This is a genomic window from Bradyrhizobium sp. SZCCHNR1043, from assembly GCF_032489675.1.
Classification (GTDB): Bacteria; Pseudomonadota; Alphaproteobacteria; order Rhizobiales; family Xanthobacteraceae; genus Bradyrhizobium.
The window spans coordinates 319006-343529 of sequence record NZ_JAUEYN010000001.1 but is presented as its reverse complement, the minus strand read 5'-3'; the positions used below and the strand labels follow the sequence as shown (position 1 = coordinate 343529).

The following is a 24524-nucleotide window of genomic DNA, read 5'->3' as shown; positions in this document are numbered from 1 at the left end:
AGTTCTAGATCAGGAGAAGTATCTTGAGGGCGAAATACAGCCACATCGCCAGCAGCACCAGCGCCGAGGCGGTCCAGGCGAGCCCGCGCTGGCGGCTGTCCTTGGCGCCGCTGACGAGACCGGCATTGACGAAGCGGGTCACCACGAACACCCAGGACAGCAGCACGATCACCAGATCGGCGTGGCGCAGCGGCAGCGCAATGGCGATCAGGGCGTAGAACAGGGTCGGCAGGCCGAATTCGTCGGCGGCGTCAGTGGCTTGCGCCCGCGTCCTGTTCCAGAACAGCAGCGCGAAGGTGAGCCCGACCTCGACGAAGACGGGCAGCAGCACCATGGTCAGCGACATGAGAATCCCCCTCACGAATGTCGAAGGCCCGGCGCGATGCCGGGCCCTCGTGGATGAACCGGTTCCCTCAGGACTCCCGAAAAGCGTCCATGGTTCCCATGTTTTTGCGGAAAGGCTTAAGAATTACATCAGGAGTGGCTCAGGCCTTGTCCGGCCCGACCCGCACCAGCTGCTTGCCGAAATTGGCACCTTTCAGCAGGCCCATGAACGCTGACGGCGCATTCTCCAGGCCCTCGGTGACGTACTCCTTGTACTTGACCTTGCCGTCGCGGACCCAGGCCGACATGTCCTTGAGGAAGTCGCCATGGCGGGAGGCGAAGTCGGAGACGATGAAGCCGCGGATGGTGAGCCGCTTGGTCAGCACGTTGCGCATCAGGGCGCCGGCCCATTTCGGCGCCACCGACTGGGTGTCGTTGTAATGGGCGATCAGGCCGCAGACGGGCATGCGGGCGAAGGCGTTGAACAGCGGGAACACCGCCTCGAACACCGGGCCGCCGACATTCTCGAAATAGACGTCGATGCCTTTCGGGCAGGCTTCCTTGAGCTTGGCGGCGAGATCGGGATCGCGATGGTCGAGGCAGTCGTCGAAGCCGAACTCGGATCGAACGTAGTCGCATTTGTCCTTGCCGCCGGCGATGCCGATGGCCCGGGCGCCCTTGATCCGGGCGATCTGGCCCACGGCCGAGCCGACCGCGCCGGAGGCTGCGGCGACCACCACCGTCTCGCCCGGCTTGGGCTGGCCGATGTCGAGCAGGCCGGTATAGGCCGTCATGCCGGGCATGCCGAGCACGCCGACCGCGGTCGAGATCGGCGCCAGCGCCGGGTCGACCTTGGCGAGGCCCTTGCCGTCGGAGATCGCATGCGTCTGCCAGCCGGCGCGCGCCAGCACGATGTCGCCGGCCTTGAAGCCGGGATTGTTCGAGGCCACGACTTCGCACACGGTGCCCGCTTCCATCACGCCGCCGACCGGCACCGGCTGGGCATAAGACGGCCCGTCGCTCATGCGCCCGCGCATGTACGGATCGAGCGACAGCCAGATCGTGCGCAGCAGCACCTCGCCAGCACCGGGCGTCGGGACGGCGTGCTCCTCGAGACGGAAGTCGGTCGGCTTGGGCTCGCCGACGGGACGTGCGGCGAGAACGATGCGCTTGGCTTGGGACATGGGATGTTTCCTCTTTTGTTGGTTGTGACGGTCGATGCTGGTAGCCCCACGGGCGCCGTCATTGCGAGAAGCGAAGCGACGAAGCAATCCAGGGCTTCACGCGCCGCCCTGGATTGCTTCGCTTCGCTCGCAATGACGGAGAGAGCAAGCGTCGCTTACACCCCGCCCGGATAGTTCGGGCTTTCGCGCGTGATCGTCACGTCATGCACGTGGCTTTCGCGCAGGCCCGCGCCGGTGATGCGGACGAACTCGGACTTGGAGTGAAACTCGCCGAGATCCTTGGCGCCGACATAGCCCATGGCGGCACGGAGGCCGCCGGCGAGCTGGTGCATGACGTTGCCGACCGGGCCCTTGTACGGCACCTGGCCCTCGATGCCCTCCGGCACGAGCTTGAGCGTGTCCTTGATGTCCTGCTGGAAGTAGCGGTCGGCCGAGCCCCGCGCCATCGCGCCGACCGAACCCATGCCGCGATAGGCCTTGTAGGACCGGCCCTGCCACAGGAACACCTCGCCGGGCGTCTCGTCGGTGCCGGCGAGCAGCGAGCCGACCATGGCGACGTCGGCGCCGGCGGCGAGCGCCTTGGCGAGATCGCCGGAGAACTTGATGCCGCCGTCGGCGATGACCGGCACATCGGCCTTCTTGGCCGCCTCGACCGCATCCATGATCGCGGTGAGCTGCGGCACGCCGACGCCGGCCACGATGCGGGTGGTGCAGATCGAGCCCGGGCCGATGCCGACCTTGACGGCGTCAGCGCCGGCATCGATCAGCGCCTGCGCGCCGTCGCGGGTGGCGATGTTGCCGGCGATCACCTGCACGGCGTTGGAGATGCGCTTGATGCGGTTGACCGCCTCGAGCACGCGCGAGGAATGACCGTGCGCGGTGTCGACCACGATGAGGTCGACGCCGGCCTCGATCAGCCGCTCGGTGCGCTCGAAGCCGCCCTCGCCGACCGTCGTCGCCGCGGCCACGCGCAGCCGGCCCTGGCCGTCCTTGCAGGCGAGCGGATGCGCGACCGCCTTCTCCATGTCCTTGACGGTGATCAGGCCGACGCAGCGGTACTGATCGTCGACGACCAGCAGCTTCTCGATGCGGTGCTTGTGCAGGATCTTCTTGGCCTCGTCCTGGCCGACGCCCTCGCGCACGGTGACGAGGTTCTCGTGCGTCATCAGCTCGGAGATCTTCTGGCGCGGATCGGTGGCGAAGCGCACGTCACGATTGGTGAGGATGCCGACCAGCTTGCCCGGGATGCCCTTGCCGCCGCCGGTGACCACCGGGATGCCGGAGAAGCCGTAATCCTTCATCAGCGCCAGCGCGTCGGCGAGCGTTGCCTCGGGCGAGATGGTTAGCGGGTTGACCACCATGCCGGATTCGAACTTCTTGACCTGGCGCACCTGGGCGGCCTGGCCCTCGGGATCGAAATTGCGGTGGATGACCCCGACACCGCCGGCCTGCGCCATGGCGATCGCCATGCGCGCCTCGGTGACGGTATCCATGGCGGACGCCATGATCGGAATGTTGAGCGGGATCTCGCGCGTCACGCGCGAGCGGATGTCGACCTCGGAGGGAAGCACATCGGAGAGGCCCGGCTTCAAGAGCACGTCGTCGAAGGTGAAGGCTTCGCGAAGTGTCTGGACGGTCGCCATCGTCAACTCCTTGTCTGCGGCCAAAACGGCCGCGATGCGGGTACGGATGAGCGACGCCGCCGTCGAGACCATGCCTCGCCGTCGAATCGGTGCCCATCGGTGGGGTTGACGCGGGTCGATAGCATGGGCCTGTGACGAATCAAAGGGCCGATACACAGTCCTCCCGCGATTGCGAAGAACGGCTGATAACGGCCCTCATTCGCGTTCCGCGCGCAATAAAAGATCGTGAATACCCTGAATCCGGAGCAGAAATTCCGCTCGCCTCCAGACCCGCCGGCCTCAGCGCCAAGCGCCCGGCGGCGGGCCGTAGCGCCGGATCGCGTCGACCACCTCGCGGTGCCGCCGGTCCTCCCGCCGCATGTGCACGGCGATCAGCGCGTGAGCCGAGGGCACCAGCAGCAGGACGTGAAAGAACAGGCCGAGGACCAGGCACACCAGACACAGCAGCAGGTTGAAGATCGCCGCGAACGGCTGCCCGTTGAGCAGCAGGCCCAGCGGCGGCACCAGGGCGGCGAGCAGGTAGATCATCGGCACATCTCCAACAACGGGACGCGGCAGCGTCGCGCTGCATTTAGGCGGCCATGCCAGCAGCGCAATGGCCTCGTTCGTCGCAGGGTGTTAAAGCCGCACCGCCCGCCTGCCCTCCCCCGCCGCCGACATCCGATGAACAAACAACGCGTCATTCCGCTGATCGTCGCCACCGCCCTGTTCATGGAGAACATGGATTCCACGGTGATCGCGACCTCGCTGCCAGCGATCGCCAGGGACATCGGCACCAGCCCGCTGACCTTGAAGCTCGCCATCACCTCGTATCTGCTGTCGCTGGCGGTGTTCATCCCGGCCAGCGGCTGGACCGCCGACCGCTTCGGCGCGCGACGCGTGTTCTCGAGCGCGGTCGCGGTGTTCATGATCGGCTCGATCGGCTGCGCCTTTGCCAACTCGGTCGAGAACTTCGTGTTCGCGCGCATCCTGCAGGGCATGGGCGGGGCGATGATGACGCCGGTCGGCCGGCTCGTGCTGCTGCGTTCCGTCGACAAGAGCGCGCTGGTCGGCGCGATGGCCTGGGTCACGATTCCCGCGTTGATCGGTCCCGTCATCGGGCCGCCGGTCGGCGGCTTCATCACCACCTATTTCTCCTGGCACTGGATCTTCCTGATCAACATCCCGATCGGCATCGTCGGCATCATCATGGCGCTGCGCTTCATCGATCCGATCAAGAGCGAGAACCCCGAGCCGTTCGATCTCACCGGCATGGTGCTGGCGGGCATCGGCCTCGCCGGTCTCGCCTTCGGCCTCTCCGTCGCCGGCCTCAATTTGCTGCCATGGTCGGTGGTCGGCAGTCTCGTCGCGATCGGCGCAATCTCGATGACGCTCTATGTCCGCCACTCCTGGCGGACCAATTCGCCGGTGCTCGACTTCTCGCTGCTGCGACTGCCGACCCTGCGCGCCTCGATCGTCGGCGGCTTCATGTTCCGGCTCGGCATCGGCGCACTGCCTTTCCTGCTGCCGCTCTTGATGCAGCTCGGCTTCGGCCTGTCGCCGTTCCAGTCCGGCCTCGTCACCTTCGGCTCCTCGGCCGGCGCGATGGGCATGAAGGCGCTGGCCGCGCGCCTCATCCGCGCCTTCGGCTTCCGCCATCTGATGACGGTCAACGCCGTCGTCAGCTCGGTCTTCCTCGCCGCCTGCGCGCTGTTCACGCCGGCGACGCCGCTGCTGCTGATCCTGATCATTCTCGTGGTCGGCGGCTTCTTCCGCTCGTTGCAGTTCACCGCGATCAACACCGTGGCCTATGCCGAGGTCGAGACTGCGCAGATGAGCCGCGCCACCACGCTCACCAGTGTCAACCAGCAGCTCGCGATCTCCGCCGGCGTCGCGGTCGGCGCGTTCTCGGTGGAGACCACGATGTGGATGCACGGGGCGAGCCAGCTCACCGCCTCGTCCTTCGCGCCCGCCTTCATCGTCGTCGCCATCACCTCGGCGCTGTCGTCGATCCTGTTCTGGCAGATGCCGGATGACGCCGGCAGCGAGATCTCAGGCCGCAAGGTCGCGGCGATCGCGAGCCGCAAGGGCGCTGAGAAGGGCGCGGAGAAGGCCGCCAGGAAATCGGCGAGCGAGACCACGCAGGACGTGCGGGATCAGCGGCTGGGGTAGCGACCGTTCTCCGGTCAAGGTCTCCTCGCGCCGGACTTCCAGAACTCGGCGAGGCGATCCGCCCACATCCGCGCGTGCAGCTCCGTGCCGGCACGGCTCATATGGCAGCCGTCATGGCGCAGCGTAAGCCCGATCTGATCCGTATCCGGGCCAGGATGGACGCCGAGCGCCGGGTTCGGCACCGCAGCCTGCGCCGAGCGTATGATCTCGTCGGGAACGCTGCCGCAAAGCGTCGCCGTGGCCACGAAGATCGGCGCCGTCACGTCGGCCGCCCGCAGGCCGGCGACGATCTCCAGATAGTTCCGCAAGTACGACAGCCGGCCCGCTTCCTTCATCTTCGGGGTGACTTGCAGATGCGTGCCGTCCTCCGCCCCGTTCGTCGAGAAGGCGAAGGCGTTGGACTCGCCCTGATGCCAGAGCACCGCGCTCGGCTCGAGACCGGCGTCGCGCAGGCCGGCGATGGTTGCGAGCAGCACCTCGAAATACTTGCCGCCGCGGGCGCGCCACTCCTCCAGATAGGTGCCGCCGATGGCGACCGGCGCAATCAGCACCGTCTTCGCCAGCCCGCGATCGATCAATTCGTCGCCCAGCCGGGTGGCGACGTTCTCGCTCCCGCCCGGCGTTCCCAGCAATGGATTGCGCGCCACGTAGCAGCGGCCGTCGAAGCGGTCGAAATTGTAGAACCGGTTGTGAGGCTGATAGAGCCGGCCACTCTGATCGGGCGCGCCGGTGTTGGAGATGTTCGACTGGCCCGCGGTCAGAAGCACCACCAGCCCCTCGCGCGGAATGGCGTCGCAGGCAATTGGCGTCGCCCTGGCACGCGCAGCCTCGTTGTCCCCCATGAGACAGCGCGAGGCGTTGCCGCCCGCGATGAAATCCGCGTCAGAACCGTACAGCGCAAGAGCGAGGTTGCGTCCCTGCAGCAGGCTCTGCACCTCCGGGTCGCTGCTCGCGCCGTCGATGCGACGGTCGTTGTCGGCAAAGGCGGCGCGCCGCGTGCGTACCTGCTCCAACAGCGCCAGGAAGCCTGGGCGGGTCGAGATCGGTCCGACGGCGCAGGGAACGCAATTGCCGTCGCGTGTCCTGGCCGCGGTGGTCGGCTGGCAGACGTCGCGGGCCGGCAGCACCTCCGCGGCGCCGGCCGTGGCAGCGAACGAGGCGAACCACGCTGCGACAAGTACGACGATTGATACACGCAGGTTCATGTTCCAGTCACTCTTCGTCGCCAACCTTGGATATCACCTCTGTTCCAGAGCTTGCATATGACTTCCAGCCGTTCCGGGCCTCATGGTTCGAGACGCGCCGCAAGCGGCGCTCCTCACCATGAGGGGCTTGGATTGCGCTCCGAACACAGACCTCGTCCTGAGGAGCGCGCCCCTTGGCGCGCGTCTCGAAGGACGGCCACAGGGCACTCCCGTTGGTGTCATCCATGTGAAAGCAGCCCCGCGTTCGTGCGGAAGAACCAAGGAGCGCCAATCTCGTTATGCACGCCGGCACCGCCCTGTTTTGTGGATACGGCGCGAGCCGCCTTTTCCATTATAGTCCGCCTCCATGAAGGAGAGCCGAATCGATGCACGGCCGCTCGCCACCCTGGCGACGGACTGTTGGCCAACCGCGCTTCTGCTCGCGGCGACGGTGCTCGCCGTGCCCGCACTCGGCGGCCTTGTCAGGCCGGCCTTCGTGCTCGGCTGCGCGGTCGCAGGCTGGTTCGCTTGGCGTCGCAGCCCCGCAGCCCACGTGCAGTCGGCGATCCTGATGTTCGCCTTTGCTCCTTTCGTGCGCCGCCTGGTCGACGTCTCCGCAGGATTCGATTCGTCCGGCATCATGTTGAGCGGCCCCCTGCTGTTCATCATCGCGCCAGTTCCGAGTCTGGCACTCTCGCCCTCGGACAAGGACAGGCCGGGCAATCCCTGGCTCGTGGCGCCGCTCATCATCCTCGCCTGCATCGTCTATGGCGGCGCGCTTTCGATCTTCCAGAACGACTGGTTCAACGCCGCCAATGGCGGAATGAAATGGGCCGCGCCCGTACTCTATGCGATCGCCCTGCAGCAGCGGGCGCAATCCGACGGCGCCCTGCTCGATGCCATCACGCGCGTGTTCCTGCTGGTGCTGCCGCTCACCGGCCTCTACGGCATCTGGCAATATGTCGATCCGCAAGGCTGGGATCGGTTCTGGATGGTGAACGCCAGCATCACCTCGGCCGGCTATCCGCTGCCCTACATGGTGCGCGTGTTCAGCACGATGAACGGCCCGGCCAGCTACGCGACCTTCACGGCCACGGGCCTGCTGCTGGTGGGGTTCCTGCGCCCGGGATGGCTGGCACTGGCGGCGATGGCGCCCGCAGCGCTCGGCCTGTTGCTGTCGCTCTACCGCACCAGCTGGATCACGCTCGCGGTGGGCGTGCTGTTCTGCATGTTGTTCCCCGCGACGCGGCGTCGGGCCGTATCGATCACGGGCGGACTGGTCGGCGCGGTGATCGTCACCGTCATGTTCACGCCGTTCGCGGAGGTCATCACCTCTCGTCTGGAATCGCTCGGCAGCGTGTCGCAGGACAGTAGCGGCAGCGAGCGGCTGGATGAGTTCGTCACGCTGTGGAATGCGCCGAACAGCATGGTCCTGGGATCTGGCTTCACCATCACCGACGTCGGCGTCGCCGGCGCGATGCCGATCGACGGGCAGATCATCGCAAGCTGGGTGACGATGGGCATTCCGGTCGGACTGATCTGCCTCGCGGCCTATGTCTGGGTCGGGCTCGCCGCCACCGGCGCCGCCTGGCGGATGCCGACGCGCGAGGGCGCCGTGCTCGGCGCGCTCGCCATCAGTGCGCTGCTGATCCAGCTGCCGCTGACCAGCATCTCCTCCGGCGAGGTCTCGGCGCTGTTCTGGATGCTCGTCGCCATGGCCTGTCCGCTCGACCAGATGGCCGGCGGCGCACGGCGCACCGTCGCCGCTCAGCAGCATCAGGCCGGCGCCTGATCGGACGTTGCAACGCGCGGCGCGATCGCTGCGGCCTGCGGCTTGCGGGAGGCCGGCGGTGCAAGCCCGAAGACCGGCAGCAGATGCAGCCGCTGCAGGATGGCATGCGCCATCAGAGGAAGCACGACACCGGCCGCCGTCCCGGCCAACAGATAGACCCATGGCGATGGTGGGATGTGCAGCTTGAGCATGATGATGCGCATGCCCGAGCCGCTGAGGATGTGCAGCACATAGATCGTCATCGACGCGACGCCTGCGGCCGCAAGCCAGCGATGACGCGCCGGGGCAAGCAGCTTGCAGAGCCCGACCGTGCCGGCGATCCCGAGCACACAGGCCGGCAGGGAGGCGAGCCCATTGGCGTCCATGCCGGACAGCTGGCCGCCCAGCGCCACCGCGGCCGCAAACGCGATCCCGATCACGGCCAACGCGGACCAGCCGAACGGCCGCCATTCCGCCACCACGCTGACACCGTAGACGCCCGCGACGTAGAACGGCAGATGATGCAGGGTGAGTGCGAGGTCCGGCCGGATCGGCAGCGCGAGGAACACGCAGAGCCCGGCCAGCGCGAGCGTAATCAAGACCGTCCGCGACGGGACCAGCACCGCGATCACGTGGCAGATCATCAGCGCGTAGAGAAACCAGAACTGTGCGATCGGACGATACCAGATCGCGGCGAGATCGCCGGGATGAATCGGGATGTTGGCATCCCGCGCCAGCAGCATCGTGATCCCGCCCTGGATCAGCGACCACAGCACATAGGGATAGGCGATGGTCCAGAGCTTGGACGTGAGGAAGGGACGCGCGCCGCGCCGCAAGCTGTGCTGCACATTCAAGCCGGCCAGAAAGAAGAACAGCGGCATGTGGAACGTGTAGAGCGTGTAGTCCATCCAGCGCGCGACGGCTCCATCCGGGAAGATGCCCGGGCGCACCAGACCGCCAAGCACGTGACCGTACACGACCAAGATGACGCCGAGGCCGCGCGCGAAATCGATCCACGCCGTGCGCGCTGTGTCAGCCGTTGCCCTCTGCGTTCCAGCATCCATGCCCGACTTGTCCTGCCCGTGTCGCGCAGCCCGTGTCCAGTTTGCGATCCTACGAAGTCCGCGCCGCATTCGTCCAAGTCTTAGCGCAGCCGGCTTTGCAGCGCCGTCGGCGCCTGCCAGGACATCGGGGGTATTCTCGCGTTAGTCTTAACCAACCGATAAGCCTCTGCCGGATGGCTGCGCCTACGCCGGGGATCGCGACCAGAGGTGGCGCGGTTCGGCTTACGCGCCACACTCAATCCTCATTCGCCTTGAAGCGCCCGAGTCCCTTGAGGACGAACGGCGCGACGAGCGCAATCAGCGCGACCGCCAGCAGAGTGGCAGAGATCGGCGACTGCAGCAGGGTCATGGGATCGCCGAGGCTGATCGCGAGCGCCCGCCGCAACTGGCTCTCGGCGATCGGCCCGAGGATCAGCCCGACCACGACCGGCGCAATCGGGAAATCGAACCGACGCATCAGGAAGCCGAGCACGCCGAAGCCGGCCAGCATCGACAATTCGACCACGGACGGCTTTGCGGCGATCGTCCCCATCGTGGCGAACACGAGGATGCCGGCGTAGAGCCAGGGCGTCGGGATCGCGAGCAGCTTCACCCACAGACCGACCAGCGGCAGGTTGAGCACCAGCAGCATCGTGTTGGCGATGAACAGGCTGGCGATCAGGCCCCAGACCAGGTCGGGCCGCTCGGCAAACAGCAGCGGGCCCGGATTGAGGCCATATTGCTGGAAGCCGGCGAGCATCATCGCGGCGGTCGCCGACGTCGGCAGGCCGAGGGTCAGCAGCGGCACCAAGGTGCCCGCGGCAGAAGCGTTGTTGGCGGCCTCAGGGCCGGCGACGCCTTCGATCGCGCCTTTGCCGAATTGGTCGGGATATTTGGTCAGGCGCCGCTCGGCAGAATAGGACAGGAACGTCGGGATCTCCGCCCCGCCCGCCGGCAGCGCGCCGATTGGAAAGCCGAACATGGTGCCGCGCAGCCACGGCTTCCACGACCGCTTCCAGTCCTCGCGCGTCATCCACAGCGAGCCCTTGATGGCCTCGATCTTCTCCTCGGTATGATGCCGGCGCGAGGCGACGTAGAGCGCCTCGCCGACCGCGAACAGGCCGACCGCCAAGGTCGTCACCTCGACGCCATCGAGCAGCTCCGGCACGCCGAAGGCGAGCCGCGCCTGCCCGGTGAGCTTGTCGATGCCGATGAGGCCGAGCGTGAGACCAATGAACAGGCTGGTGAGGCCGCGGATCGGTGAATCGCCGAAGGTCGCGGACACCGTGACGAAGGCGACGCACATCAGCGCGAAGTAGTCCTCCGGCCCGAAGCGCACGGCGATGTCGACGAGATACGGCGACAGGAAGGCGAGACCGATGGTGGCGATGGTGCCCGCGACGAACGAGCCGATTGCCGCCGTCGCCAGCGCCGGGCCGCCGCGGCCGGCCTTGGCCATCTTGTTGCCCTCGAGCGCGGTCGCCATCGAGGCGCTCTCGCCGGGGGTGTTGATCAGGATCGCGGTGGTCGATCCGCCATACATGCCGCCATAATAGATGCCGGCGAACATGATCAGCGAACCGCCGGGATCGAGCTTGTAGGTCACCGGCAGCAGCAGCGCGACGGTGAGCGCCGGCCCGATGCCCGGCAGCACGCCGACGGCGGTGCCGAGGAACACGCCGACCAGCGCATAGAGCAGGTTCATGGGCTGGACGGCGATCGCCATCCCATGCGCGAGCGCGGCAAAGGTGTCCATCAGAGCAGTCTTTCGAGCGGACCGGCGGGAAGGCTCAGGGTGAGGAGGCGGTCGAATGCGAGATAGATCAGCGTCGTCAGCACCGCGCCGATGACGAGATCGGTGACGAAGGCGCGCCGGCCGAACGCGGCCGACGTCGTCACGAACAGCGCGGTGGTCGCCAGGATGAAGCCGCCACCGAACCCGATGATCGCGATCAAGAGCGCAAGGCCTGCGAGGATCAACAGCACCGCCATCGGATCGGAGCTCTCGCGCGGCGGCAGGTTGCCTCTGAGGGCATCGATCAGATTGGCCAGTGCAAGAATGCCGAGCCCGATCGCGATCACGACCGGCATGACCTGCGGGCCCATGCCGTACATCGTGGTCGCCGGGATCTGATTGGCGTCATAGACAAGCACGAGCGCGACAGCCGCCAGCAGCGCCGCAATGACGATGCCGGCCTTGTCGACGCCACCCGAGGCGGGTGTCTCGGTGCCGGCACTCTCCGTCGTCATGACTTGACGAGGCCGACCGACTTCAACACGTCGGTGACGCGGACGTTCTCCTTTTTCAGGAAGTCGGCGAACGCATCACCCGGAAGATAGGCGTCATCCCAGCCTTTCTGCTTCAAGATCTCCTTCCACGCATCCGACTTCACCATCTTCTCGACGGCCTCGCTGAGCACCTTCTTCTGCTCCGGCGTGATGCCGGGCGCCGCGACCACCGAGCGCCAATTGGCGAGCACGAGGTCGATGCCCTGCTCCTTGAAGGTCGGGATGTCGACCCCTGGAATGCGTTTCTCCGAGGACACACCGATGGCGCGCAGCTTGCCGCTCTTGATCTGCCCGTCGTATTCCGACAGGCCGGAAATGCCCGCCGTGACCTTGCCGCCGAGGATCGCCGCCAGCGACTCGCCGCCGCCCGAGAACGGGATGTAGTTGACCTTCTTGGCGTCGGCGCCGACGGCGCCGGCGAACAGCGCCGCCATCACGTGATCGACGCCGCCGGCCGAGCCGCCGGCGAAGGTGACCTTGGCGATGTCGGCCTTCAGCGCCGCGGCGAGATCCTGCGCCGTCTTGATCGGCGAGTTCGCGGGCACGACGATGACCTGGATCTCCTCGGTCAGCCGCGCGATCGGCGTCACCTGCTCCAATGTCACCGGCGACTTGTTCATGGCGAGCGCGCCGACCATGACGAAGCCGTTGACCATCAGCTGGTTGCCGTCGCCCTTGGCGCCGTTGACGAACTGCGCGATGCCGACGGTGCCGCCGGCGCCAGCGACGTTGGTCACCTGGACGCTGCGTGCCACGCCCGACGCCACGAAGGCCTGCTGCATGGCCCGCGCGGTCTGGTCCCAGCCGCCGCCGGGCGCGGCAGGCGCCATCACCTTCAGCTCGAGCTGCTGGGCGAAGGCCGGAGCACCGGCAAGGAAGGTCAAAGCGACGACGGCGCCGAACAGGCGCGTACAGAACGAATTCAAAGCGGTCCTCCACGGTCGGCCGAACGAACGGCTCGCGTTTCTTCTCTTGCCCCTCACGAGCGGCATTTCAGCGGGAAATGCGGCCTCTGTCCAGACGGGATTGCTCGCGCCGTCGCCCGCGTTGCAGCAGCAGCCCTGGGAGGACGAGACGGTTGTGGGAGGAGCGGCCTAACCGCAAGTCCAGACCATCCCCACTGGCGTCCGCGTCCAGCACGGGCCGAAGCTGCCGCCATTGTAATGGCCGCGATAGAAGCCTGGCTGGCCGAAATAATGCCACTCGCCGTTGTAGAGCATGTATTTCGGCGTGCCGTCGATATACCAATGGCGGCGGCTGCCGCGCGGCCCGTTGCGCATGGCCTCCTTGTCGGCATAGAGCGGCAAGCTGTTGTTGGGCGGCTGCTTGTAGCCGGGCAGGAAGCCATAGCCCTGCCAGCGGTGCGCCTTGCGCTTGTGCGACGGCGCGGCGGTCGCGATCGCGGGGACCAGCAGCAGAAGCATCACGATCGCGACGATGAAACGATGCGGCATCACGGCAGCCCGATGGGTACGAGGGTCTCGAATCTTCAGTTCGATTGCGGCACGGCAACGGCCGTTCCGTCATGAAATGTTTCAGCGATGCCGCCGATGCGCGCGGCGCGGCGGAGGCGACGGCGGGGCGTAGAAGGGATTGAGATCGCACATCGCCGCACGGCCCGACGCCGTCGCGCGACATTGCGGCAGCGACGTATAGCTGCAGTCGATCCACTCGCCACCGCCAAACCGGCCGCCTTCATAGACCTTCATGCACACGGGATAGCGCGGATCGTAGGCCTGGGCGTGAGCCGGCCCCGATATGGCCGAGCCCACCATCAAAGCGACCGCGACAGCGCTGCAGGTCAGGACACGCATTTCGGGACCTCCGGAACGGGTCTCGTCGGCCCAAGCCGATTCCCGAGACCTTGTTGCATCTGCTCTGTATCGCCGGCGCTGGCCGGTCGCAATGACGCCGTTACAGCAGGTCGGCCTGCTCTCCGCCGCGGAACCCCATCGCCAGCACGTAGCGCTCCGACGAATCCTGCCGGCTCGCCGCCGGCTTGACGTGGCGGACGCTGGCGTAATCGCGCTTGAGCTGCGCCATCAAGTCGGCATCGGCGCCGCTCTGGAACGTCTTGGCGAGAAAGCTGCCGCCCGGTTTGAGCACCTCGCTGGCGAAATGCGCGGCGAGTTCGACGAGACCGACGATGCGCAGCTGGTCGGTCTTGCGGTGGCCGGTGGTGTTGGCCGCCATGTCCGACATCACCACGTCGGCACGCCCGCCGAGCATCGCGCGAAGCTTTTCCGGCGCGTCCTGGGCGTGGAAATCGAGCTGGGTGAAGGTGACGCCGGGGATCTCGCCCATCTCCAGCAGATCAATCGCGATCACCTTGCCCTTCCCGGCTTCGGCCCCGACCCGACGCGCCGCGATCTGGCTCCAGCCGCCGGGTGCGGCGCCGAGATCGACCACCGTCATGCCGGGCTTGAGCAGCCGGTATTTGTCATCGATCTCGAGCAGCTTGTAGGCCGCGCGCGAGCGATAGCCGTCGCGCTTAGCCTGGACGACATAGGGATCGTTGAGCTGGCGCTCCAGCCAGAGCTTCGAGGACAGCTTGCGCTTGCCTCCGGTCTTGACCTGCACATGCATGCGGCCGGTCGTGTCTTTTGCCATGTGTTTCTCGGTCGTCGTGACCAGACGCGGGAGGCGAAAATCCGTCCATGCTCGAGGTCTGGCGGAACTACAAAGGTCACCCTCCCCTGGAGGGGGAGGGTCGATCGGGAGCGAAGCGAGCGATCGGGGTGGGGTGAGCCACACGAAGACTGCTCGTGGAACTCACCCCACCCCGTCTCACATTGCGCTGCGCTCCATGTGAGACGACCCTCCCCCTCCAGGGGAGGGTAAAGTCGCTACGCCGTGCGCAGCGCACCGTCTTCGCGCATCATCTCGACCAGCATGCCCTCGCGCAGGCCGCGATCGGCGACGCGCAGCCGCGGCAACGGAAACGCCAGGCGAATCGCGTCGAGAATGGCGCAGCCCGCGAGCACGAGGTCGGCACGGTCGATGCTGATGCAGTTGTTCTCGGCGCGCTCCTGGTAGCTCATCGCCAGCAGCTTGGCGATCGTCGTCGTGATGTCGGCATCGTTGATCCAGATGCCATCGACCCGGCGCCGATCGTAACGCGCGAGGTTGAGATGAATGCCGCCGAGCGTCGTCACGGTGCCGGAGGTGCCGAGCAGGTGCATGCCGGAGAGGTCGCCGCCGTTCTCGGCCGCGAACGGCCCGACATGCTCGGCCACGGCCTCGACCATGGCGGCATAGATCTCCGGCGTCACGTCGCGGCCGCCGAAGCGTTCGGCCAGCGTCACGACGCCGAGCGGGATCGACATCCAGGCCTTGATCCTCGGCTCGGCGTTGCGGTCTGCCGGATCGCGCTCGATCCGCACCAGCTCGCTGGAGCCGCCGCCAATGTCGAACAGGATGGCCCCGCGCCCGCCTGGATCCAGTAGCGGCGCGCAGCCCTTGACGGCCAGCGCCGCCTCGGTCTCGCGGTCGATCACCTCGAGCTCGATGCCGGTCTCCGCCGCCACCCGGCTGCGGAACCCCTCCGCATTGGAGGCGGCGCGGCAGGCCTCGGTCGCGATCAGACGCAGGCGGCTGGCCTTCTTGGATTGGATCTTGTCCCGGCAGATGCTGAGCGCGGCGATGGCCCGATCCATCGCCGCATCGCTGATGCAGCCGGTGGTCGAGATGCCCTCGCCCAGCCGGACAATGCGCGAGAAGGAGTCGACCACGCGGAAACTGTCGCCCGAAGGACAGGCGATCAGGAGCCGGCAATTGTTGGTTCCGAGGTCCAGGGCCGCGTAGACGCTGCTGCCATTGCTGGCGCAGGAAGGCGTCGCGACGTCCAGACCCGGACGCAAGCCGGGCTCCAGGTTCCCGCGCGGCGTGGGACTCTCCCGCAGCCGCGTGTCATTGATCATTCAAATGTCTTTCCGCTGGCCGAACCGGCTCAGATGGAAGTTCTCTTTCGTGAGACATTATCAGTGGATAGCGCCGGCGCAACAGCCCCTCCGTCAGGCGTGATGCACCATTCCTAATCAACCGTTGTCCGGCCGCGGGCGCTGCACTATCTGGGAACAGCCCGCATTTGCGACCAATCCAGCCTCTTGGGTCCTCATTCATGCAAGATCACACCGTCCCGGCCTCCCTCGAAAACGCGATCGCGCTGCAGAAATTCGGCGTCGGGCAGCCGGTCCGGCGCAAGGAGGACGACACGCTGGTGCGCGGTCACGGCAAATATACCGACGATTTCAACCTGCCCGGCCAGGCCCATGCCTGGATCGTGCGCTCCAGCCACGCCCATGGCATCATCAAGAGGATCGACACCGCGGCCGCCAAGGCCATGCCCGGCGTGCTCGGGGTGTGGACTGGAGCCGACCTCGCCGGAGCCAACTATGGCCCGTTCACCTGCGGCCTGCCGCTGAAGGGCCGGGACGGCTCGCCGCTGCTGCAGACCAACCGGCCGGCGCTCGTCACCGACAAGGTGCGCTTCGTCGGCGACCCCGTCGCGTTCGTGGTGGCGGAGACCGCGGCCCAGGCCCGCGACGCGGCCGAGGCGGTCGAGGTCGATATCGAGCCCCTGCCCGCGGTCACCAATGCCGAGGAAGCCGCCAAGCCCGGCGCGCCGCAGCTCTATGACCATATCCCCAACAACGTCGCGCTCGATTATCATTACGGCGACACGGCCAAGATCGAAGAGGCCTTCGCCAAGGCCGCGCACGTCACCAAGCTCGACATCGTCAACACCCGCGTCGCCGTGGTGTCGATGGAGCCGCGCGTGGCGCTCGCCGCGTTCGACGGCAAGACCGAGCGCTTCACCTTGCAGGTGCCGACCCAGGGCGTGTCCGGCAACAAGGCGACGCTGGCCAAGATCCTCAACGTCGCACCGGACAAGGTCCGCATCCTCACCACCAATGTTGGTGGCTCGTTCGGGATGAAGAACGTCTCCTATCCTGAGTACGTCTGCATTCTGCACGCGGCGAAGCAGCTCGGCCGTCCCGTGAAGTGGCGCGACGAGCGCACCACCGCCTTCCTGTCCGACAGCCAGGGTCGCGACCAGATCATCCATGGCGAGCTGGCGCTCGACGCCGACGGCAAGTTCCTCGCTGTCAGGCTGTCCGGCTATGGCAATCTCGGCGCCTACATCATGGGCGTGGCGCCGCTGCCGCTGTCGCTCAACACCGGCAAGAACCTCGCCAGCGTCTACAAGACGCCGCTGCTGGGCGTCGACATCAAGACCGTGCTCACCAACGTCACCCTGATGGGCGCCTATCGCGGCGCCGGCCGCCCCGAGGCGAACTACTTCATGGAGCGGCTGATCGACACCGCCGCGCGCGAGATGGGCATCGACCGTCTCACCATCCGCAAGCGCAACTTCATCAAGCCGAGCCAGATGCCGTTCCCGGCCGCGTCGGGCGTGACCTACGACTCCGGCGACTTCGCCGCGGTGTTCGAGAAGGCGCTGCAGGTCTCCGACTACGCCGGCTTCGCCAAGCGCAAGCGCGAGAGCCGCAAGAACGGCAAGCTGCGCGGCATCGCGGTCGGCTCGTATCTCGAGGTGACCGCGCCGCCGTCGGGCGAGCTCGGCAAGATCACCTTCGACGCCGATGGCGGCGTGACCCTGACGACCGGCACGCTCGATTACGGCCAGGGCCACGCGACCCCGTTCTCGCAGGTCTTGTCGGCGCAGCTCGGCGTGCCCTTCGAGAAGATCAGGCTGGAGCAGAGCGATTCCGATCTCGTGCGGTTCGGCAACGGCACCGGCGGCTCGCGCTCGATCACCGCGACCGGCCAGGCAATCGTCGAGTCCTCGCAGCTCGTCATTGCCAAGGGCAAGCAGGCGGCGGCGCATCTGCTCGAAGCCTCGGAAGCCGACATCGAGTTCGCAGACGGCCAGTTCACCATCGCCGGCACCGACCGCAGCATCGACGTCATGGAGCTAGCGCGCCGCCTACGCGACGGCAAGATGCCCGAGGGCGTGCCGGCCTCGCTCGACGTCGACCACAACTCGACGGTCACGGAGTCGACCTTCCCCAATGGCTGCCACGTCTGCGAGGTCGAGATCGAGCCGGACACCGGCGTCGCGCAGATCGTCGCGTATACCGCAATCAACGACTTCGGCACGGTGATCAATCCGATGATCGTGGCCGGCCAGCTGCATGGCGGCGTCGCCCAGGGCATCGGCCAGGCGCTGATGGAGCATCTGCGCTACGACGAGAGCGGCCAGCCGATCACCGGCTCGCTGATGGACTACGCGCTGCCGCGCGCCTCCGACGTGCCGATGATGACGGTGGACAACCATCCGGTGCCCGCCAAGAGCAATCCCTTGGGCACCAAGGGCTGCGGCGAAGCCGGCTGCGCCGGCTCGATGGCGAGTGTGATCAATGCCGTGATCGACGCGCTGTCGGACTATGGCGTGAAGCACCTGGACATGCCGCTGACCACCGAGAAGCTCTGGCGCGCGATCCAGGACGGCAAGGCGAAGACCGCGGCGTAGCTGCTTCGCTGCGCTCGCGATGAGGCGAAAACATCTCATTGCTAAACGAAAAGCCCGTAGCCCGCACGAGCGCAGCGATATGCGGGGTCTCACGGGCCGTATCGGTGAACCCGGATGTCGCTCCCGCCTGCACCCGCGTGCGCGCATCCGGGCTACGGACTGTCGAGATTGGGCCGCGGGTCCTCTCCACGTCATTGCGAGCGTAGCGCGTAGCGAAGCAATCCAGAATCCTTCCACGGAGACAGTCTGGATTGCTTCGCTGCGCTCGCAATGACGGGAGCGTGGGGCGACCAGCATGCCCCAATCTCAACTGTCATCGTCCGCATGCGGACGATCCAATACTCCGAGGCGGCTACGATTCAGCCGAGACGTCGCGGCGTACTGGATGCTCCGCCTGCGCGGAGCATGACAGCTGCTTTATGGATGCCGCCTGCCTTTTACCATTACGCCGCCGCCTGCGCGCGCGGCTGGTAGATCGCCACATGGTGACAGTGCGCCAGCGGCCGCGTGCCGTTCGCCACCACCAGCGCATCGATCTCGACGAAGCGGTGTCCCTTCTTCTCGTAGTTCGCGACCACCCGGCCACGCGCGGTGATCTCGTCGGTTTCGGCAATCGCCGACAGCAGCTGCATGCGGCTGCCGACGTGAATCCACGGACCGAGCACGATGTTGTCGACCAGCAGGCGGTTCATCACCCGCTGCAGCATGCCGGGATGACCGAGCCGCTCGCCGGAATAGATCGGATCGCGCTCGCGAATCTCGGCGAGATAGGCCGTCGCCGCCTGCCCCGGCCAGGCGCGTGGCGCAGTGCCGAGCCAGTTGCCGACGGCGAACGAGTCTGCGCCGATCACCGACCGCACCGCTGCTGGCGGAACATCGCGATAGCCGGCCAGCACCACGTCCGGCGCCGCCGCCGGCAACGACGCGGAACCGGTGGCGCAGATCTCGCTTTTACTCGTCACCTCCAGGCGGAGCCCGTCGCCGACCTCCTCCGCCCTGACCTCGGCGATCTCGCCGTCATAGACCGGCTTGGTGAACCGCGCCTCGATCAGCCCGCGCTCCAGGAATGCCCGGCCCCAGCGCACAACCGGCTGATGCAGCATGTAGGCCAGCACCTCGACGCCGGGCACGAGGCCGCCGGCGAAGCCGAACCGGCGCGCCACGCTGTCATCGTGCATCTTGTTCTCGGACTGCTTGGCCGTGTTGAACGCCTCGACCGCATAGGTCGCGATTCCGTCTGCCATCCTTGCCTCCCTTTGACCCTTTTCGGGCGATGGTAACGGCCGGAAAGGTCCTGGCAAGGCCAGCGTTTGGCTCGCAATTTGGCTGGCGATGGGGTACCAACCGGCCACCCCCAGCAGAACGCCAGATGACGACCGAAACCGCCGAGCTCGCCCCTGTCACGATCTATGTCGACGCCGACGCCTGTCCGGTGAAGGACGAGATCTATCGCGTCGCGATCCGCCACGGCCTGCCAGTGATCGTGGTTGCGGGCGGCTTCATCCGCGTGCCCGAGGATCCCCTGATCACGCGCGTGGCGGCCGGCAGCGGCATGGATGCCGCGGATGACTGGATCGCAGAGCGCGCCGGCGCCGACGACGTCGTCATCACCGCGGACATTCCGCTGGCGAGCCGCTGCGTCAAGGCCGGCAGCGCCGTGATCGCACCGAACGGCAAGCCGTTCACCGAGGAGTCGATCGGCATGACGCTCGCTGTGCGCAACCTCATGACCGATCTGCGGTCATCGGGCGAGGTGACCGGCGGCCCGCGCTCGTTCACGCCGCGCGACCGCTCCACCTTCCTCTCCACCCTCGATACCACGATCCGCCGCCTGCAGCGCCAGCGCGCGGCGCGGGTCCAGCAGCAGAGCTAGAGATATGGCGCCGCCTCTCATCCAACTCAAAGACATCCGCCTGACCTTCGGCGGCACCGCGCTGCTGCAGGGCGTCGAACTGTCGGTCTCGCCCGGCGAGCGCGTCTGCCTGATCGGCCGCAACGGCTCCGGCAAGTCGACGCTGCTCAAGATCGCCGCCGGCCTCGTCGAATGCGACAGCGGCACCCGCTTCGTGCAGCCGGGCGCCACGGTTCGCTATCTGCCGCAGGAGCCGGATTTCTCCGGCCATGCCACCACGCTGTCCTATGTCGAGGCCGGGCTCGGCCCGGGCGACGATCACTATCAGGCGCGCTATCTCGTCGAGCAGCTCGGACTGACCGGAGAAGAGGATCCCGCGCATGTCTCCGGCGGCGAGGCGCGTCGCGCGGCGCTGGCGCGCGTGCTTGCGCCCAACCCCGACATCCTGCTGCTGGACGAGCCGACCAACCACCTCGACCTCACGACCATCGAGTGGCTGGAGAACGAGCTCGACGGCCGAAGCTCGGCGCTGGTGCTGATCAGTCACGATCGTCGTTTCCTTACCAATCTGTCCCGCGCGACCGCGTGGCTCGACCGCGGCCAGATCAGGCAGATCGACCGCGGCTTTGCGGCGTTCGAGGCGTGGCGCGACGAGGTGCTGGCGGAGGAAGAACGCGAGCAGCACAAGCTCGACCGCAAGATCGTCAACGAAGAGCACTGGCTGCGCTACGGCGTCTCCGGCCGCCGCAAGCGCAACGTCAAGCGGCTCGCCAATCTGCATGCGCTGCGCCAGCAGCGCCGCGACTATCGCGGCACGGCGGGCGCCGCCAACCTCGCCGCGGCCGAGGCCGACAAGTCCGGCAAGCTGGTGATCGAAGCGAAGGGCGCATCGAAGAGCTATGGTGATCGCAAGATCGTCGACAACTTCTCCATCCGCATCCAGCGCGGCGACCGCATCGGCATCGTCGGCCCCAACGGCGCCGGCAAGACCACGCTGGTCAACCTGCTCACCGGCGGCAGCGAGCCGGACAGCGGCAGCATCCGGCTCGGCGTCAATCTGGAGACGGCGACGCTCGACCAGCACCGCGAGAGCCTCGATCCCCGGACGACGCTCGCCGAAGCGCTGACCGGCGGCCGCGGCGATCACGTCATGGTGGCCGGCAAGCCGAAGCACGTCGTCGGCTACATGGAGGACTTCCTGTTCTCGCGCGAGCAGATGCGCACGCCGCTCGAAGTGCTCTCCGGGGGCGAGCGCGGCCGGCTGATGCTGGCGCGCGCACTGGCCAAGCCATCGAACCTGCTGGTGCTGGACGAGCCGACCAACGATCTCGACTTGGAGACACTCGACGTGCTCGAGGACATGCTCGGCGACTACGAGGGCACGGTGATCCTGATCAGCCACGACCGCGACTTCCTCGATCGCGTGGTCACCTCGGTGATCGTCCCCGAGGGCAACGGCAAATGGCAGGAATACGCCGGTGGCTACAGCGACATGCTGGCTCAGCGCGGTGCCGACCTGAAGCGCCAGCATGCCAAGGCGGCTGAGGAGAAGAAGGAAACCAAGCACGCGGCCGCGGCGCCTGCGAGCGCGCCGAAGCGCAAGCTCTCCTTCAACGAGAAGCACGCACTGGAGACCTTGCCGAAGACGATCGCCAAGCTGCAAGCCGAGATCGCCAAGCAGCAGGCCGTGCTCGCCGACCCCGCGCTATATGCGAAAGACCGCAAGAAATTCGACGCCGCCTCCCTCGCCCTCGCCACTGCGCAAGCCGAGCTCACCGCCGCCGAAGACCGCTGGTTGGAGCTCGAAGTGCTGCGCGAGGAGATCGAGGGCGCGTGACGTTCATCGAAATCACTTCGTCATTGCGAGCGAAGCGACATGTCCGCCATAGCCCGAAGGGCGACGGCGGAAGCAATCCAGGGCTGCAGTCGTGACTCTGGATTGCTTCGTCGCTTCGCTCCTCGCAATGACGGTTATATGGAGTAAATGACATGACCACCCCGCTCGCCGCCAAGATCGCCAGGGACTACGGCACGCCCTGCGCCGTCATCGACATGGACAGAGTTGAGCGCAACATCGCGCGCATCCAGGCCCAGTGCGAGGCCGCGGGCGTCGCCAACCGCCCGCACATCAAGACCCACAAGAGCCCGGTGCTGGCCAAGCTGCAGATCGAGGCCGGCGCGCAAGGCATCACCTGCCAGAAGATCGGCGAGGCCGAGATCATGGCGGCCGCTGGCATCAGTAACATCCTGATCAGCTACAACCTGATCGGCGAGGAAAAAATGGCGCGTCTTGCCGCGCTGCAGACCAAGGCCGATATGACCGTCGCCGCCGACAACGCGACCGTGATCGCCGGCCTGCCGCAGGCAGCAAAACAATCCGGCCGCACGCTGTCGGTCGTGGTCGAATGCGACACCGGCCGCAAGCGCGCCGGCGTCGAGACACCGGCCGAGGCGATCCAGCTTGCGCGCCAGATCAAGGCCAGCGAGGGCCTGCGCTTCGCCGGCTTCATGATGTACCCGACCGAGACCGGCTGGGACGAGGCGCAGCGCTTCTATGACGAGGCCCTGGCCGGCGTTCGCGCCGAAGGGCTGGAGGCTGCCATCGTCTCGACCGGCGGCTCGCCCAACCTGAAGAATCTCGGCAAGCTCAAGGGCGCCACCGAGCACCGGCCCGGCACCTACATCTACAACGACCGCATGCAGGTCGCCGCCGGGGTCGCGACCTGGGACGACTGCGCGCTGCACATCTACTCCACCGTCGTCAGCCGCGCCGCGCCCGAGCGCGGCATCCTCGACGCCGGCTCGAAGACGCTGACGACCGACACCGGCGGCCTCGACGGCCACGGCCTGATCCTGGAGCACCCGGAAGCGAAGATCGCGCGCTTCGCCGAGGAGCACGGCTTCCTCGATCTCTCCCGCAGCAACACCCGCCCCAATGTCGGCGACGTCGTGCGCATCATCCCCAACCACGTCTGCGTCGTCGTCAACATGATGGACGAGGTCGTGATGGTCCGCGGCGAGGAGATCCTGGGCACGTTGCCGGTCGCGGCGCGGGGCAAGCTGCGGTAGGACGAAGCTCTCTCGCAGCGTCACTGCGAGGAGCGAAGCGACGAAGCAATCCAGAGTCGCGCGCGTGACCCTGGATTGCTTCCACCTACGCTCGAGGAGCTTCGGCGGACACGTCGCTTCGCTCGCAATGACGAGAAATCTGTAGGGTGGGCAAAGGCGCGAAGCGTCGTGCCCACCGCGTTCTTGTACGAATGCCAATGGTGGGCACGCTTCGCTTTGCCACCCTACAATTCGAGCCGCTTCAAGATGCCCCTGCCCGCGGCGGCCCCGGTCGCGAACGAGGCTTGCAGCAGATAGCCGCCGGTCGGGGCCTCCCAATCGAGCATCTCGCCGGCGGCGAACACACCGGGCAGGCGTTTGAGCATGTAATCGGCGTCAAGCTCGTCATGCGCGATGCCGCCGGCGCTGGAGATGGCGCGGGCGAGTCCGGCGGTGCCCGTCAGCTTCAGCGGCACGGCATTGATCAGCGCCGCGAGACGATCGGGCGGCAGCGACGAGAGTGACAGGCCGTGCGCCCTGGCCGCCTCCTGCAGCAGCCCGATCGCCACCGGCGACAACTGCACCGCCTTGCGCAGCACGTTCGAGAACGACTGCTTGCCGCGCGGTGCCGAGAGCCGCGTGACGAGATCGGCTGTCGCAAGGTCGGGCCGCAGCGCGACATGCAGGATCGCCCCCCCTGTCAGCGCGATCACCTCGCGCAGCTCCGCCGACAGCGCATAGACGGCGCCGCCCTCGATGCCATCGCGCGTGACGACAGCCTCCCCGCGCACGCCGCGATCACCGAACGACAGCGCGATGCCCTTCAGCGGCTGGCCCTCGAAGCGATCGCGGAAGATGTCTGACCAGGCGACGGTGAAGCCGCAATTGGCCGGCCGCAGCGGCGCGATCGCGACGCCCTTCGCCGCCAGGATCGGCACCCAGCCGCCGTCGGACCCGAGCCGCGGCCAAGAGGCGCCGCCGAGCGCGAGCACGACAGCGTCAGCGGCGACCGCGCGCGCTCCCGCCGGCGTTTCGAATGTGAGATGTCCGTCCGCGTCCCAGCCGGTCCAGCGATGCCGCAACTCGACGCGCACGCCCTGCGCATCGAGGCGGCGCAGCCACGCGCGCAGCAGCGGCGAGGCTTTCATTGCCCTCGGAAACACGCGGCCCGAGGAGCCGACGAAGGTCGGCTCGCCCAGCGCCTCGCACCAGTCGCGCAGCCGCTGTGGCGGGAACGCGCGGATCGCCGGCTCAAGCCACGCCGCCGCCTCGCGGTAGCGCGCCAGGAAGGCGGGCAGCTCTTCGCTATGGGTGAGGTTGAGGCCGCCGCGACCGGCCATCAGAAACTTGCGCGCCACCGACGGCATCGCATCGTAGACGGTGACGGCGGTCCCGCCCTCGGCCAGCACCTCGGCCGCCATCAGTCCGGCCGGGCCGGCTCCGATGACGGCGACTTGGTTTGAAGAGGACATGGCGCCAATCTAGGCCGAGCAGGTCGCCGAGCAAAAGGTCGTCATGCCCGGGCTTGACCCGGGCATC

21 protein-coding genes are annotated in these 24524 nt (G+C 67.1%); 6 read left to right on the top strand and 15 right to left on the bottom strand.

The genetic code is table 11. The annotated features are described in order from the left end of the window. Nucleotides 1–4 precede the first annotated feature (4 nt). From QX039_RS01385 to QX039_RS01370, 4 genes are all read right to left on the bottom strand, one after another. Nucleotides 5–346 (bottom strand): MAPEG family protein, encoded by a 342-nt coding sequence (locus QX039_RS01385; RefSeq protein WP_315739188.1) that lies wholly within the window; start codon nt 344–346, stop codon nt 5–7. Between the two features lie 139 nt (nt 347–485). Then, nucleotides 486–1508: an NADP-dependent oxidoreductase gene (locus QX039_RS01380; protein WP_315770934.1), complete on the bottom strand. Its 1023-nt coding sequence runs from the start codon at nt 1506–1508 to the stop codon at nt 486–488. A 155-nt stretch (nt 1509–1663) separates the two neighbouring features. Then, nucleotides 1664–3151, bottom strand: a complete 1488-nt coding sequence (guaB, locus tag QX039_RS01375; RefSeq protein WP_315770932.1) for an IMP dehydrogenase — start codon at nt 3149–3151, stop codon at nt 1664–1666. A gap of 279 nt (nt 3152–3430) precedes the next feature. After that, complete coding sequence (locus tag QX039_RS01370) at nt 3431–3679, bottom strand: hypothetical protein (RefSeq protein ID WP_315770931.1); 249 nt, start codon at nt 3677–3679, stop codon at nt 3431–3433. 135 nt (nt 3680–3814) lie between these two features. Between QX039_RS01370 and QX039_RS01365 the strand changes: the two genes are divergently transcribed. Next, on the top strand, nt 3815–5302 hold the full coding sequence (locus QX039_RS01365; protein ID WP_315770930.1) for an MDR family MFS transporter: 1488 nt from the start codon (nt 3815–3817) through the stop codon (nt 5300–5302). Between the two features lie 14 nt (nt 5303–5316). Here QX039_RS01365 and QX039_RS01360 read toward each other — a convergent pair whose 3' ends face one another. After that, nucleotides 5317–6507: a sialate O-acetylesterase gene (locus QX039_RS01360; protein ID WP_315770929.1), complete on the bottom strand. Its 1191-nt coding sequence runs from the start codon at nt 6505–6507 to the stop codon at nt 5317–5319. Nucleotides 6508–6853: 346 nt separating this feature from the next. On the opposite strand from QX039_RS01360, the gene QX039_RS01355 reads away from it, so the two are divergent. After that, nucleotides 6854–8278, top strand: coding sequence for an O-antigen ligase domain-containing protein (locus tag QX039_RS01355; RefSeq protein WP_315770927.1), 1425 nt, complete (start codon nt 6854–6856; stop codon nt 8276–8278). Here QX039_RS01355 and QX039_RS01350 read toward each other — a convergent pair. From QX039_RS01350 to QX039_RS01315, 8 genes are all read right to left on the bottom strand, one after another. After that, nucleotides 8263–9321, bottom strand: coding sequence for an acyltransferase (locus tag QX039_RS01350; RefSeq protein WP_315770926.1), 1059 nt, complete (start codon nt 9319–9321; stop codon nt 8263–8265). The two genes, QX039_RS01355 and QX039_RS01350, sit on opposite strands and share 16 nt — an antisense overlap. A 235-nt stretch (nt 9322–9556) precedes the next feature. Continuing rightward, nucleotides 9557–11056 (bottom strand): tripartite tricarboxylate transporter permease, encoded by a 1500-nt coding sequence (locus QX039_RS01345; RefSeq protein WP_315770925.1) that lies wholly within the window; start codon nt 11054–11056, stop codon nt 9557–9559. Then, a complete protein-coding gene (locus tag QX039_RS01340) occupies nt 11056–11550 on the bottom strand; it encodes a tripartite tricarboxylate transporter TctB family protein (protein WP_315739177.1) in 495 nt (164 codons plus the stop codon). Before QX039_RS01340 ends, QX039_RS01345 begins: the two co-directional genes overlap by 1 nt. After that, nucleotides 11547–12515: a Bug family tripartite tricarboxylate transporter substrate binding protein gene (locus tag QX039_RS01335; protein ID WP_315739176.1), complete on the bottom strand. Its 969-nt coding sequence runs from the start codon at nt 12513–12515 to the stop codon at nt 11547–11549. Before QX039_RS01335 ends, QX039_RS01340 begins: the two co-directional genes overlap by 4 nt. A gap of 168 nt (nt 12516–12683) precedes the next feature. Beyond that, nucleotides 12684–13043, bottom strand: coding sequence for a hypothetical protein (locus QX039_RS01330; protein ID WP_315739174.1), 360 nt, complete (start codon nt 13041–13043; stop codon nt 12684–12686). A gap of 81 nt (nt 13044–13124) precedes the next feature. Further along, a complete protein-coding gene (locus QX039_RS01325; protein WP_315739173.1) occupies nt 13125–13403 on the bottom strand; it encodes a DUF3551 domain-containing protein in 279 nt (92 codons plus the stop codon). 100 nt (nt 13404–13503) lie between these two features. Beyond that, complete coding sequence (locus QX039_RS01320) at nt 13504–14199, bottom strand: RlmE family RNA methyltransferase (protein ID WP_315739172.1); 696 nt, start codon at nt 14197–14199, stop codon at nt 13504–13506. Nucleotides 14200–14435: 236 nt separating this feature from the next. Continuing rightward, entirely contained in the window at nt 14436–15509 is a 1074-nt protein-coding gene (locus QX039_RS01315; RefSeq protein ID WP_315739171.1) for a Ppx/GppA phosphatase family protein, read from the bottom strand. Between the two features lie 200 nt (nt 15510–15709). On the opposite strand from QX039_RS01315, the gene QX039_RS01310 reads away from it, so the two are divergent. Further along, entirely contained in the window at nt 15710–18085 is a 2376-nt protein-coding gene (locus QX039_RS01310) for a xanthine dehydrogenase family protein molybdopterin-binding subunit (RefSeq protein WP_315739169.1), read from the top strand. A gap of 443 nt (nt 18086–18528) precedes the next feature. Here the strand turns inward: QX039_RS01310 and QX039_RS01305 are convergent, their stop codons facing one another. After that, nucleotides 18529–19329 carry a hypothetical protein gene (locus QX039_RS01305; RefSeq protein ID WP_315739168.1) on the bottom strand — a complete coding sequence of 267 codons (801 nt, stop codon included), beginning with the start codon at nt 19327–19329 and terminating at the stop codon, nt 18529–18531. 125 nt (nt 19330–19454) lie between these two features. On the opposite strand from QX039_RS01305, the gene QX039_RS01300 reads away from it, so the two are divergent. The 3 genes from QX039_RS01300 to QX039_RS01290 all read left to right on the top strand — a co-directional run bounded on the left by QX039_RS01300 (nt 19455) and on the right by QX039_RS01290 (nt 23006). Next, a complete protein-coding gene (locus QX039_RS01300; protein WP_315739167.1) occupies nt 19455–19958 on the top strand; it encodes a YaiI/YqxD family protein in 504 nt (167 codons plus the stop codon). Nucleotides 19959–19962: 4 nt separating this feature from the next. Continuing rightward, entirely contained in the window at nt 19963–21774 is a 1812-nt protein-coding gene (locus tag QX039_RS01295) for an ABC-F family ATP-binding cassette domain-containing protein (RefSeq protein WP_315739166.1), read from the top strand. A 152-nt stretch (nt 21775–21926) separates the two neighbouring features. Then, on the top strand, nt 21927–23006 hold the full coding sequence (locus QX039_RS01290; protein WP_315739165.1) for a D-TA family PLP-dependent enzyme: 1080 nt from the start codon (nt 21927–21929) through the stop codon (nt 23004–23006). 224 nt (nt 23007–23230) lie between these two features. On the opposite strand, the gene QX039_RS01285 is transcribed toward QX039_RS01290, so the two are convergent. Then, nucleotides 23231–24457, bottom strand: a complete 1227-nt coding sequence (locus tag QX039_RS01285; RefSeq protein ID WP_315739163.1) for a TIGR03862 family flavoprotein — start codon at nt 24455–24457, stop codon at nt 23231–23233. Nucleotides 24458–24524 lie beyond the last annotated feature (67 nt).

Bases quoted from the DNA above. Each gene is read 5' to 3' on its own strand.
- QX039_RS01305 (WP_315739168.1), bottom strand. From the start codon at position 19,329: ATGGCAGACGGAATCGCGACCTATGCGGTCGAGGCGTTCAACACGGCC.
- QX039_RS01355 (WP_315770927.1), top strand. From the start codon at position 6,854: ATGAAGGAGAGCCGAATCGATGCACGGCCGCTCGCCACCCTGGCGACG.
- QX039_RS01350 (WP_315770926.1), bottom strand. From the start codon at position 9,321: ATGGATGCTGGAACGCAGAGGGCAACGGCTGACACAGCGCGCACGGCG.
- QX039_RS01345 (WP_315770925.1), bottom strand. From the start codon at position 11,056: ATGGACACCTTTGCCGCGCTCGCGCATGGGATGGCGATCGCCGTCCAG.
- QX039_RS01300 (WP_315739167.1), top strand. From the start codon at position 19,455: ATGACGACCGAAACCGCCGAGCTCGCCCCTGTCACGATCTATGTCGAC.
- QX039_RS01380 (WP_315770934.1), bottom strand. From the start codon at position 1,508: ATGTCCCAAGCCAAGCGCATCGTTCTCGCCGCACGTCCCGTCGGCGAG.
- QX039_RS01315 (WP_315739171.1), bottom strand. From the start codon at position 15,509: ATGATCAATGACACGCGGCTGCGGGAGAGTCCCACGCCGCGCGGGAAC.
- QX039_RS01385 (WP_315739188.1), bottom strand. From the start codon at position 346: ATGTCGCTGACCATGGTGCTGCTGCCCGTCTTCGTCGAGGTCGGGCTC.
- QX039_RS01365 (WP_315770930.1), top strand. From the start codon at position 3,815: ATGAACAAACAACGCGTCATTCCGCTGATCGTCGCCACCGCCCTGTTC.
- QX039_RS01360 (WP_315770929.1), bottom strand. From the start codon at position 6,507: ATGAACCTGCGTGTATCAATCGTCGTACTTGTCGCAGCGTGGTTCGCC.
- QX039_RS01290 (WP_315739165.1), top strand. From the start codon at position 21,927: ATGACCACCCCGCTCGCCGCCAAGATCGCCAGGGACTACGGCACGCCC.
- QX039_RS01295 (WP_315739166.1), top strand. From the start codon at position 19,963: ATGGCGCCGCCTCTCATCCAACTCAAAGACATCCGCCTGACCTTCGGC.
- QX039_RS01330 (WP_315739174.1), bottom strand. From the start codon at position 13,043: ATGCCGCATCGTTTCATCGTCGCGATCGTGATGCTTCTGCTGCTGGTC.
- QX039_RS01370 (WP_315770931.1), bottom strand. From the start codon at position 3,679: ATGATCTACCTGCTCGCCGCCCTGGTGCCGCCGCTGGGCCTGCTGCTC.
- QX039_RS01325 (WP_315739173.1), bottom strand. From the start codon at position 13,403: ATGCGTGTCCTGACCTGCAGCGCTGTCGCGGTCGCTTTGATGGTGGGC.
- QX039_RS01310 (WP_315739169.1), top strand. From the start codon at position 15,710: ATGCAAGATCACACCGTCCCGGCCTCCCTCGAAAACGCGATCGCGCTG.
- guaB (WP_315770932.1), bottom strand. From the start codon at position 3,151: ATGGCGACCGTCCAGACACTTCGCGAAGCCTTCACCTTCGACGACGTG.
- QX039_RS01285 (WP_315739163.1), bottom strand. From the start codon at position 24,457: ATGTCCTCTTCAAACCAAGTCGCCGTCATCGGAGCCGGCCCGGCCGGA.
- QX039_RS01320 (WP_315739172.1), bottom strand. From the start codon at position 14,199: ATGGCAAAAGACACGACCGGCCGCATGCATGTGCAGGTCAAGACCGGA.
- QX039_RS01340 (WP_315739177.1), bottom strand. From the start codon at position 11,550: ATGACGACGGAGAGTGCCGGCACCGAGACACCCGCCTCGGGTGGCGTC.